Raw genomic sequence first — 11,248 nt, forward strand, 5'->3', positions numbered from 1 at the left:
TGTATTCTTCTGTGCGAAACATTGTTTTTTTGAGTGACACAATCCTAGGGCGCAGCTTTTGCCCCTGTCAAGTCATTGCATTGGGCTTTAAAAGTTATTGGCGGGCAGTTGACGGGGCTGGTTTTTCGGGAGTAGCTTTTATCGACAGAAGAAACACTATTCTTCAGAAAGAAACAAAAACAAAATCGGACAGCCCGCCTTCGCTGCCCCGAAGACTGAGGAGATGCACCATGAACCTGGCCCAGGCCCTGCTGCACAACTGGAATGACCTGCCCCGCGAAACCGTGCGCAAGGGGGTCGAGCGTGTCGGCTTTCGCGGCGACGACACCCTTTGCGTAATGAATTGGCTGACCCCGGGGATGGACGTGTTCCCCCACAGCCACACCTTCGAGCAACTGGTGATCATCGTGCAGGGCCGGGTGCGTTTTCACCTGGGTGACGAAGTGATCGAAGGCGGCCCGGGCAGCATGCTGCGCATCCCGCCCCACGTGGTGCACTACGCCGAGCCCCTGGGCGACGAGGTGGTGATGAACCTCGACGTGTTCTCGCCATTGCGCGACGACTACCAGCACCTGGTGGAGTATCAGGCGGCGGAATTCAGCGCCCCTGAGCCCCGTGAGTCCGGTGCCCTATGAGCAGCCTGACCTGGCGTCAGCGGTTGCTCGACGGCGAGCCGTTACTGAGCAGTTTCATCAAGACCCCGGCCCATGCCGGCATTGAGATTGCCGGGGGCGCCGGCCTCGATGCGGTAGTGCTGGACGCCGAGCATGCGGCCTTCACCGGCAGCAGCCTGGACATCGCCTTGCTGGCCTGCCGGGCCGCGGCGGTCGCCGGTCTGGTGCGCGTGCCCGACAGCCGTCCGGGGACCCTGCTCCAGGCCCTGGACCTGGGCGCCGCCGGGCTGGTGTTGCCGCACATCACCCAGGCCGACCAGGCCCGGGAAATCGTCGCCGCCACCCGCTACCGGGACGGCAATCGCGGTTTTTCCAACTCGCCCCGCGCCGGTGGTTACGGCGCCCTGCCCCTGGCCCGGCACGTGGACTTTCACGACGGTCGCGCCGCGCTGATCTGCCAGATCGAGGACGCCAGTGCCCTGTCGCAGCTGGAGCAGATTGCCGCTGTCGACGGGGTGGACTGCCTGTTCGTCGGGCGCGCCGACCTGGCGGTGTCCCTGCGCCGTTTCGACCTCGACCACCCGGAGGTGGAACAGGCGACCCTGCACACCCTGCAGGTGGCGCGGCGTGCCGGCAAGGCCGCCGGGCTGTTCGTCGCCGACCTCAAAGACATCCCGCGCTACGCCGCCCACGGCGCGAGCTTTTTCATCCTCGGCTCGGACCAGGCCGTACTGCGCACCGGCTGGACCGCGCAGGCCCAGGCCTTTCGCCCGTTATTCGCACGCTGAACACAGCCCCCTTACCCACAGGTGCCCCGATCATGAACGCCACCCTCAAGCCCCTCGACAACCCTGAACGCGAAGCCCGGATCGACAGCCTGGTACGCGGTGCCATCGACCTGCATTGCCACAGCGGCCCCTCGGTGATGCCCCGCTACTGCGACCATATCGAAGCCATGCAGGAAGCCTCCGCCGCCGGCCTCAAGGCCGTGCTGCTCAAGGACCACTACTACTCCTGCACGCCCGTCACCAGCCTGCTGAACAAACACTTCAGCGAGCTGAACGTGCAGATGCTGTCCGGCGTGCCACTGAACAACTCGGTGGGCGGGCTGAATATCCACGCGGTGGAACACGGCCTGAAACTCGGCGCCAAGCTGGTGTGGATGCCGACCTTTTCCTCGGCCAACCACATTGCCCACCATCACCAGGACGTGAAGTTCGTCGACAAATTCCCCCAGACCACCCAGCGCATGCTGCAGCCGATCCCGCTCACGGTGCTGGACGACGACGGCAAGCTGCGCGAAGAGGTCAAAGGCATCCTCGACCTGATCGCCGCCGAAGACGTGGTGCTGTCTGCCGGGCACCTGAATATCCGGGAAATCTGGCCGCTGTTCGAGGAGGCACGCAAGCGCGGGGTCAAGCGCCTGTTGGTCAACCACCCGACCTACGTGGTCGACGCAACCCTGGACGACATGCGCCAACTGGCCAGCGAGGGCGTGTACATGGAGCACTCCATGTGCATGTGGGTGCCCGGGTCGAAGTTCAAATTCTACGACGGTGAGTTTCTGGCCCAGGTGATCGAGGCCGGCACCGTGGACCTGACCATCCTCGGCTCGGACCTCGGCCAGCAGGGCAACCCAAAAATCGTCGACGGCTTTCGCAGCGTGATCGCCAGCGTCCTCGACCTGGGCTACAGCGACGACGATGTGCGCAAGATGACCTCCCTCAACGCCGCCCGCCTGATGAACATCTGAGCCGGGCTTTCGAGGAGCGAACATGAGCCGTCTGACGACGCACATCGGGGCCCTGGCCCTGAAGAACCCGGTGATCTGTGGCGCCGGGGAACACACCATGAATGCGGCGGCGATCAAGCGTGCCCTGGCCACCGGGGCCGGGGCGGTGATCGCCAAGTCGACCAACGAATCGACCGCCGCCAAGCAGCAACTGGACAAGACCGACTACACCTTGCTCGATGCCCAGTGGAATCGCCTGCCGTGGAATTTCCAGCCGCCTCCCGAGGCCAGCCTGTTCGGCCGCTCGGGCCTGGTCCAGCGAGACTTCGACGGCTGGCTGGATGAACTGGCCGGGCTCGATCAACAGGCCCGCCAGCAGGACGCCTATGTCATCCCGAGCCTGATCCTCGGCGACCTGGAACGCTGCGCGCAGTTTGCGGTGCAGATCGAACAGGCCGGCCTGCGCGCCCTGGAGCTGAACATCGGTGCACCCCACGGCGAAGAAGCCGCCAAAGGCGCGATTGTCCTGGAGCGGGGCAGCGCGCGGATCGAGCAGATCGTCGCCAGGATCCGCCAGGCCACGCGCCTGCCGCTGTGGATCAAGCTCACCGGGCAAAGCGAAGACGTGGTCGGCCTGGCCGAGGCTGCGCGCCGCGGCGGTGCCGACAGCGTGGTGATGATGGGGCGCTTCATGGGCTTCATTCCGGACCTGGACAGCCAGCGCCCCCTGCTCGGCACCTCGGCCGCGATCGGTGGCAGCTGGGCCCTGCCGCTGACCGCACGCTGGCTGATGCTGACCCGCCAGCGACTGGGCCGCGACTTCCCGCTGATCGCCACCAATGGCGCCCGCAGCGGCCTGGACGTGGCGCGTTTTCTGCTGGCCGGCGCCTGTGCCACCGAGCTGACCTCGGCGGTGTTCACCGGCGGCTACGACGTGTTGCGCCGGGCCATCGACGAACTCGACGCCTACCTGACCCGCCACGGCTGCAGCGCCGGCGAGCTGCTGGGGCGCGCGGCCGATCAGGTGCAAAGCTATCAGCAGCAGGACGACCGACCGGACTATTGGCAGGGTTTCGCCCCGAGCACCGACTGAACGCCTTCATCCAATCAGGAGCAACGACATGCCATCCCACCTGCCCGCCGGCCAGCGCTGGCACTGGTTGTCACCCGAGGCGGCGCGGCAGTTGCGCGGCACGCTCACCGTGGACCGCAGCGGGCAGCGGGCCGGGCCGCGCTCGCGGTGGCGGCGCATCGCCCATGAGATCGTCGAGTCCTGGCGACTGATGCTGGTGTGAACCCGCGCCAATCGGCAATTGACAAACCCGGTGCCAGCTTTTAAAAATGTGCGCCTGATTAACGAGTGTGTATTCATGTCCCCAGCCTGCAACCCCCATTTCTGCGCCATTGGCTTGACTGCCAAGGCCGGGGTTCGCCTGGCTTGCACCTCTAAATCGAAGAAACAGTCGCTCATGTGACCGGGGCGCTGTGTCCCGTCAGATGAGCTGACCGGACACGAGCGCTACGCACACCCTGCCCTTGCTTGATTCCCCTCTACTCTTCTGGCGGCGACCCAACGGTCAACCATCAGGAGAACACGCATGTCATCGTTTCAAGGAATCTGGGTCCCCATCGTCACGCCCTTCAACCAGGGCGCCATCGATTTTGTCGCGCTGCGCCGCCTGACCCTGCACCTGCTGCGCAGCGGCGTCGCCGGGCTGGTGGTGTGCGGCACCACCGGCGAGGCGGCGGCCTTGAGCAAGACCGAGCAACTGGCGGTGCTCGACGCGGTGCTGGAACTGGCGCCCGGGCATCAGGTGATGATGGGCCTGGCGGGCAACAACCTGGCGGATCTGCTGCACCAGCAACAGCAGATCCTGCAACGCCCGGTCGCCGGCCTGCTGGTGCCGGCGCCCTACTACATCCGCCCGTCCCAGGCCGCGCTGCACACCTTCTTCAGCACCGTGGCCGACGCCAGCAGCGTGCCGATCATTCTCTACGACATTCCCTATCGCACCGGCGTGACCCTGCACCAGGACACGCTGCTGGCGATCGTCAAGCACCCACGGATCGTGGCGATCAAGGACTGTGGCGGCAACCTGCAGACCACCCTGGCGCTGCTGGCCAGCGGCGATGTCGACCTGCTGTGCGGCGAAGACCCGCAGATCTTCAGCGCACTGTGCCTGGGGGCCACCGGGGCCATCGCCGCGTCGGCGCATATTCACCCGGAGCTGTTCGTGCAGCTGCATCAACAGGTGGCTGACAGTCGGCTGGCTGAAGCCCGGGAGACGTTTTTCCGCTTGCTGCCGCTGATCCAGAACCTGTTCGTCGAGCCCAACCCGGCGCCGGTCAAAAGCGCCCTGGCGTTGCAGGGCCTGATCAATGACGAACTGCGAGCGCCCATGCACAACAGCAGCGCCGACACCGTTCTGCAACTGCGCGAGCGGCTCGCGGCGCTGCAGAACGCCGGGGCAAAACCGGCAGCGGCCAGCCTCGCCCTGTAGGGTCGACGGCGGGTGATGAAGGGAGCGGCGAACACGCCGCACCTTCCATCGCCCGAGCAGCGATAGGCCTTGATTCACGGCGAGAATCGCCAGCATGCTGCCGCTGGTTTTTCCTCGCCGAGATCTCGCCCGCCATGACCTCAAGCCACGTGCCCGCCGCAACCGATAGCGATGTCTACAAGACCCTGCTGGAATCGACCCAGGCCATTCCCTGGCGCATCGATTGGCAGACCATGACCTTCAGCTACATCGGCCCGCAGATCGAACGCCTGCTGGGCTGGCCCCAGGGCAGCTGGGTCGGGGTCAATGACTGGGTGGAGCGCATGCACCCGGACGATCGCGACTATGTGGTGGAGTTCTGCGTGTCTCAATCCCGCGCCGGGGTCGACCACGAAGCCGATTACCGGGCCCTGACCCAGAGCGGCGACTATGTGTGGATCCGCGACGTGGTGCATGTGGTGCGCAAGGACGGCGAAGTCGAGGCGCTGGTGGGGTTTATGTTCGACATCAGCGAGCGCAAGAAAACCGAAGAGCATCTGCTGCGATTGCAGAAGCAGCTCGAAGAATATTCCTTCCAGGACGGCCTGACCGGGATCGCCAATCGGCGCATGTTCGACACCGTGCTGGAACGTGAATGGGCCAGTGCCCAGCGCAGCCAACTGCCGCTGAGCCTGATCATTCTCGATATCGATTACTTCAAGCAGTACAACGACCACTACGGCCATATCCAGGGCGACGACTGCCTGCGCCGCGTGGCCCAGACCCTGGCCCTGGCGACCAACCGCCGGCGGGATTTCGTGGCGCGTATCGGCGGTGAGGAGTTTGTCTGGCTGCTGCCGGAAACCGACGCCCTGGCGGCGCAACGGGTGGCCGATAAATGCCTGCACCTGGTGCGCCAGCAACAGATCCCGCACGCCGCCTCCAGCGTCAGCGACCTGCTGAGCCTGAGTCTTGGCGTCGGCACCACCCTCGCCGCCCCGGACACCTCGGCCCTGGACTTCGTCGAACAGGTCGACCGCCTGCTGTACCAGGCCAAGGATCAGGGGCGCATGGGCGCGGTATACGCCGCATTTGGCAAGTAGCACCGGATGCCGTTTGCTTTGGTGATGTCGGCGTCTGTTCCGGCCTGCGGCGTTGGGCTGAATGATGCCCTGTAGCCGCTGCCGAGCCCGCGAGGCTGCGCTGGCCCGGATGGCCAACGCGATTCACTCAGGGCAATTCGGCGTCTGTTATGGACAGCGCAGCCTCGCGGGGCTCGGCAGCGGCTACGGCGGGATCAGCGTTCGTGCATGGCTTCGGCGCGAGACTTGATGATGGGCTTGAGCAGGTAGCTCAGGATGCTTTTCTTGCCGGTGATGATGTCAACCGACGCAACCATGCCCGGGATGATCAGCAACGGCTTTTCATCGGTGCCCAGGTGGCTGCGGTCGGTGCGCAGTTTGATGATGTAGAAGGTGTTCTTCTTATCTTCATCCTGCACGGTGTCGGCACCAATCTGCTCCAGCTTGCCCTTGAGGCCACCGTAGATGGTGTAGTCGTAGGCGGTGAACTTGATCATCGCTTCCTGGCCCGGATGCAGGAAGGCGATGTCTTGCGGGCGGATCTTGGCTTCCACCAGCAGGGTGTCGTCCAACGGCACCACCTCGGCAATATCGCTGCCGGGCTGGATCACCCCGCCCACGGTGTTGACCAGCATCTGCTTGACGATGCCACGCACCGGCGAGGACACCATGGTCCGGCTGACGCGGTCTTCCAGGCCCTTGGAGGTGGCCTGGGCCTTGCTCAGGTTGGTGCGCGCCTCATTCAACTGCGCCAGGGCTTCACTGCGGAACTTGCCGCGGGTTTCGTCGATCTTGCGCTGTACTTCATTGATCGCGGCCTGGGCACGGGGAATGGCCAGGGTGGTGCCATCGAGCATGCCGCGGGTTTCCACCTCGGACCGCTTGAGGCGCAACACTTCCACCGGCGATATCGCGCCCTGCTGCACCAGGGGTTCGGACATGCCGATTTCCTGACGCAGCAAGTTCAAGCTGTTGCGGTACTGCTCCTGCTTGGAACCGAACTCGCGCAACTCCTGCTGACGCTGCACCAGTTGCTGCTGAAGGCCGCCGATTTCATCCGACAGTTGCTGGCGTCGGCTCTGGTACAGCGACTCTTCGTTGGACACCTGATTAGGCACGGCTTTGCGTGCAGCGTCGGTGATATTCAGCGGGCGGTTGTCGATTTCTGCGCTGAGGCGCTCGACCCGCAGCTCCATGGCCACCCGGTCGGCTTCGGTTTCACCGACGTTGGAGGCAAAGCGCGTGTCGTCCAGGCGCACCAGGGGGGCACCTGCCTCGACGATCTGCCCTTCGTGCACGTAGATCTGGGCGACGATGCCGCCTTCCAGGTTCTGGATTTTCTGGATCCGCGACGAGGGGATGGCCTTGCCTTCGCCCTTGGTGACTTCGTCGATAATCGCAAAGTGCGCCCACAGCAGCAGGAACACGAAGAAGCCGATCACCCCCCAGATGGTCAGGCGCACGATGCGTGGTGCATCGTCGATCAGGGCCTTTTCGACCTCGGGTAACGGCTGATCGTCAAGCGCGTCGCCGCCCTTGAAGTAACCGAGGATTGCATCCTTGAAGCGGCCTGGGCCTGATTTAAGCAACACTGATCTGCCCCTTTTTCAGCGCTTCCATGACGGCGGCTTTCGGGCCGTCCGCGAGTATCTGGCCACGGTCGATCACCAGCAGGCGATCCACCAGGCTCAACAGCGAGGCACGGTGGGTCACCAGAATCACCGTCTTGTTTTCGATCACGGCCTGCAGCCGCTGCTTGAGGCGCTCTTCGCCGGTGTTGTCCATGGCGCTGGTCGGCTCATCGAGCAACAGGATCGGCGGGTTGAGCAGCAGCGCACGGGCCAGGGCCACGTTCTGCCGCTGGCCACCGGAAAGGTTCTGTCCGCGTTCACCGACCTGCAGTTCATAACCCTGCGGATGCAACCGGGCGAACTCATGGACGCCGGCCAGCTCTGCGGCCTGCAGGACCATTTCGTCATCCACGTAACGCGCACCCGACACCAGGTTGTCGCGCAGGGTACCGGCCAGCAGCTGGATGTCCTGGGCCACATAGCCAATGTTATGACGCAGCTCGCTGACATCGATCTGGCGGATGTCTACGCCGTCCACCAGCAACGAACCCGAGTCCGGCTGGTACAGGCCGACCAGCAACTTGGCCAGTGAGCTCTTGCCCGAGCCACTGCGGCCGATGATGCCGATCTTTTCCCCCGGCCGAACGTTGAGGTTGACCCCACGCAGGGCCAGGGTCTGCTGGTTCGGGTAGGTGAAATCGACCGCGCGGAACTCCATCGCACCTTGCAGCACCTGGCGGCTGAGGGGGCGCTCGTCGAAGTTGCGCTCTTGCGGCAACTCCATCATCTGGTCGACCGAGACCATGGTCACTTTGGCTTGCTGGTAACGGGTCAACAGGCCCGACAGCTGGGCCAGCGGCCCCAGGGCGCGACCGCTGAGCATGTAGCAGGCCACCAGGCCGCCCATGCTGAGGGTGCCGTCAATAATCTGGTACACGCCGAAGATGATCATCGCCACGCCGGCCAGCTGCTGAATCAGCAGGGTGATGTTCATGGCCAGGCCCGACAGAACTTTGACTCGCAGCTCCAGGCGACTGAGGGTGCCAATGGTCTGTTCCCACTGGTACTGGCGCTCGCTCTCGGCGTTGTTGACCTTTACCGCATCCAGCCCGGCGAGGGTTTCAATCAGGCTCGACTGCCGCTCGGCGCCCAGGGCCATGGTCCGCTCCAGGGTCGCGGTCAACGGCTTTTGCAGCAGGTGGCCAATACCCAGGGCCAGCGGGAAGGCGACGATCGGGATCCACACCAGGTGGCCACCGAGCAGCGCGATCACCAGCAGGATGATCAGGGTAAAGGGCAAGTCGATCAGGCTGGCCAGGGTCAGCGAGGTCAGGAAGTCGCGCATCCCCTGGAACTCATGGATGTTCTGCGCGAAGCTGCCGACCCGCGCCGGACGCACTTTCATGGCCATTCCGACGATGCGCTCGAACAGCGTCGCCGAAATGATCAGATCGGTCTTTTTACCGGCCAGGTCCAGGCACAGGCTGCGCAGGCCCTTGAGTAGCAGGTCGAACAGGTAGGCACCGCAGATACCAATGGCCAGCACCCACAGGGTGGCAGTGGCCTGGTTCGGCACCACGCGGTCATACACGTTCATCACGAACAGTGGCGCCGCCAGGGCAATCAGGTTGATCACCAGGCTCGCCGCGATGGCGTCGGCATACAGCCAACGCGAGCGCTTGAGGGTTTCACGAAACCAGGAATGGGCACGCGGGATCAGCGTGCCGTTGGTAACGTCAAATTTATGTTGCGGTTGGGCGAAGAAAACCCGACCGCTGTAATCTTGACTCAGCAATTCGCGGTCAACCCGCACTTCGCCGCCGTCGCTTTCGCTGAGCAGCAGACGCGCGGTGTCGCCTTCCCAGCCGAGCAATACCGCACACCGCCCTTCCTTAAGCAGGAGCATGGCTGGCAGCGCGATGGAAGGGATCTGCTCCAGCTTGCGCTGCAGCAGGCGCCCCTGCAGGCCGGCCCGAGCCGCGGCGCGGGGCAGCAACTCGGCGCCCAGGCGCTGGGCGGCCAAGGGCAAGCCGGTGGTGAGCATCGCCCGACTGGCGGGCTTGTGATGCAGCGAACAGAGTGTCAACAAGCCGTCGAGCAATGGATCATCATGCTGACTGCGCGGGTCATGGGTAAGTTGCACCGAACCTATTTCAGAATCCAAGCTGACACTCTCTTAACGCTTAAGCAGGTGAATGGCCCAACTCCGTCAAGAATCAGTCCATCCGCGGCAGGTTTACCATCGGTTTAATATCATTCTGCACAACTGATGCCATCGGTGCGACTACGCCCTGACTTTTCAGCAACTGACCCATGTCGGCTTTGATCCGATATTGGGTGTAAAGCTGCAGGTTGCGGATCTGCACCAGGCGCTGCTGAGCGCTGAACAGCTCGTTTTCGCTGTCGAGCAGGTCGAGCAGGGTCCGCTCGCCGAGGCTGAACTGCTGCTGGTACGAGGTGCGCACCTTGGTGCTGCGGTCCACGTATTGCTGAGCGATCGGCACCTGGGCGGTGGCGTTGTTGTAGGCGTTCCAGGCCAGGCCCAGCTCCTGGGTCAGCTCACGCAGGGCGTTGTTGCGGATGTCCAGGGCCTGGGTGGCCTGGGACGCCTTGGATTGCAGATCGGCCTTGTTGCTGCCGCCCGAGTACAGGTTGAACTGCATGCGCAGCATGGCGGAGTAGCTGTTGTCGTGCCCTTCTTCACCGCCAAGGTTGTTGTTGGCAGAACGCGCCAGCTCGGCGTCGAAACGTGGGTAGAAGGTCGACTTGGCGGCTTCGTACTGCTTCTCGGCAGCGGCGATATCGGACTCGGCGGAGCGCAGGACCGGGCTGTCCTCGATCATCTGGCGCCGTGCTTCTTCGAGGCTGGCGGGCATCAGGGCAACAAAACCCTGGGGGGCCACCAGCTCGTCGGGCATCTGGCCCACGGCGCTCAAGTAGTTGGTTTGCGCATCCGCCAAGTTGGTCTGTTCAGTCAGCAAGTTATTTCGCGCCTGAGCCAGACGGGCTTCTGCCTGGTCCATGTCCGCCATTCTGCCGACGCCGCGACTAGTGCGCAGTTGGATCTGATCAAAGATGCGTTCGTGGCTCTTCAAGTTGTCTTCTGCCAACTGCACCATCTCGCGACGGGACAGGACATCCAGATAAACCTGGGCAACAGTCAGCGCGGTCCGCTCGGAAGTATTGAGCAACGAATAACCACGGGAGTTGGCGGTGGCTTGTTGGCGCCCTACTTCACTTTGCGTGGCAAAACCGTCAAACAGATTTTGTTGCAGGCGAATAGTCGATTCGCCGCGATTCAAGGACTTCCATTCATGGCTGTTGCTTTCGGCACGAGTCGAGGTGTTGTCCGAGCGTTCGCGACCGTAGCCGCCCAGTACGTCGACTTTAGGCAGGTATCCGCCCTTGGCGGCACGCAGCTGGTAATCGGCGGCAATACGCGCATTGATGCCTGCCTGGATCTCCGGGTGAACATCCAGTGCTTTTTGCATAGCCTCTGGCAGGGTTTGTGCTTGGACGAAACTTGCGGCTAGAGCGAAAGGAAGAGCCTTGAATAAGTGCAAACGCATTCTGATTATTTCCCGGAAATTTTTGCTTAAAAATGCAGCAAACATTGACCTACTGCATTGGAATGGCAATCGAAATGACCGTTTGTCGTGGGAACTGGAGGACACAAACAGAAAGTCGCGATGCCGCTTAAATATCAATGTGACATTACCGAACAGATTGTTTAGGATGACGCCAAATAGGTCAATACCTTGACGGAAAA

At 63.2% G+C, this 11,248-nt stretch carries 10 protein-coding genes; 7 read left to right on the forward strand and 3 right to left on the reverse strand.

The annotated features are described in order from the left end of the window. The first annotated feature begins 230 nt into the window (after nt 1-230). The 7 genes from AC19YX_RS02730 to AC19YX_RS02760 all read left to right on the forward strand — a co-directional run bounded on the left by AC19YX_RS02730 (nt 231) and on the right by AC19YX_RS02760 (nt 5,929). The gene (locus AC19YX_RS02730; protein ID WP_421547033.1) at nt 231-635 is read left to right on the forward strand and encodes a cupin domain-containing protein; all 405 of its coding nucleotides are present in this window, start codon (nt 231-233) and stop codon (nt 633-635) included. Further along, complete coding sequence (locus AC19YX_RS02735; RefSeq protein WP_500605608.1) at nt 632-1,402, forward strand: HpcH/HpaI aldolase family protein; 771 nt, start codon at nt 632-634, stop codon at nt 1,400-1,402. The genes AC19YX_RS02730 and AC19YX_RS02735 overlap by 4 nt, the downstream gene beginning before the upstream one ends. Nucleotides 1,403-1,434: 32 nt before the next feature. Continuing rightward, nucleotides 1,435-2,367 carry a DUF6282 family protein gene (locus AC19YX_RS02740; protein ID WP_201130705.1) on the forward strand — a complete coding sequence of 311 codons (933 nt, stop codon included), beginning with the start codon at nt 1,435-1,437 and terminating at the stop codon, nt 2,365-2,367. A gap of 22 nt (nt 2,368-2,389) precedes the next feature. After that, the gene (locus tag AC19YX_RS02745; protein WP_421547035.1) at nt 2,390-3,439 is read left to right on the forward strand and encodes a beta/alpha barrel domain-containing protein; all 1,050 of its coding nucleotides are present in this window, start codon (nt 2,390-2,392) and stop codon (nt 3,437-3,439) included. A 28-nt stretch (nt 3,440-3,467) separates the two neighbouring features. Next, a complete protein-coding gene (locus tag AC19YX_RS02750; protein WP_500605609.1) occupies nt 3,468-3,641 on the forward strand; it encodes a hypothetical protein in 174 nt (57 codons plus the stop codon). Nucleotides 3,642-3,944: 303 nt separating this feature from the next. Beyond that, nucleotides 3,945-4,847 carry a 4-hydroxy-tetrahydrodipicolinate synthase gene (dapA, locus tag AC19YX_RS02755; RefSeq protein ID WP_500605610.1) on the forward strand — a complete coding sequence of 301 codons (903 nt, stop codon included), beginning with the start codon at nt 3,945-3,947 and terminating at the stop codon, nt 4,845-4,847. A 134-nt stretch (nt 4,848-4,981) separates the two neighbouring features. After that, on the forward strand, nt 4,982-5,929 hold the full coding sequence (locus AC19YX_RS02760; RefSeq protein WP_500605611.1) for a diguanylate cyclase: 948 nt from the start codon (nt 4,982-4,984) through the stop codon (nt 5,927-5,929). Nucleotides 5,930-6,123: 194 nt separating this feature from the next. Here the strand turns inward: AC19YX_RS02760 and AC19YX_RS02765 are convergent, their stop codons facing one another. The 3 genes from AC19YX_RS02765 to AC19YX_RS02775 are packed head-to-tail and all read right to left on the reverse strand — an operon-like array spanning nt 6,124 to nt 11,048. Beyond that, entirely contained in the window at nt 6,124-7,500 is a 1,377-nt protein-coding gene (locus AC19YX_RS02765) for an HlyD family type I secretion periplasmic adaptor subunit (protein ID WP_201130701.1), read from the reverse strand. Then, nucleotides 7,490-9,643 carry a type I secretion system permease/ATPase gene (locus AC19YX_RS02770; protein WP_078471341.1) on the reverse strand — a complete coding sequence of 718 codons (2,154 nt, stop codon included), beginning with the start codon at nt 9,641-9,643 and terminating at the stop codon, nt 7,490-7,492. The genes AC19YX_RS02765 and AC19YX_RS02770 overlap by 11 nt, the downstream gene beginning before the upstream one ends. Before the next feature lie 52 nt (nt 9,644-9,695). After that, complete coding sequence (locus tag AC19YX_RS02775; RefSeq protein ID WP_043228256.1) at nt 9,696-11,048, reverse strand: TolC family outer membrane protein; 1,353 nt, start codon at nt 11,046-11,048, stop codon at nt 9,696-9,698. Between the last annotated feature and the right edge of the window lie 200 nt (nt 11,049-11,248).

Source organism: Pseudomonas sp. MF09150 (assembly GCF_059862355.1).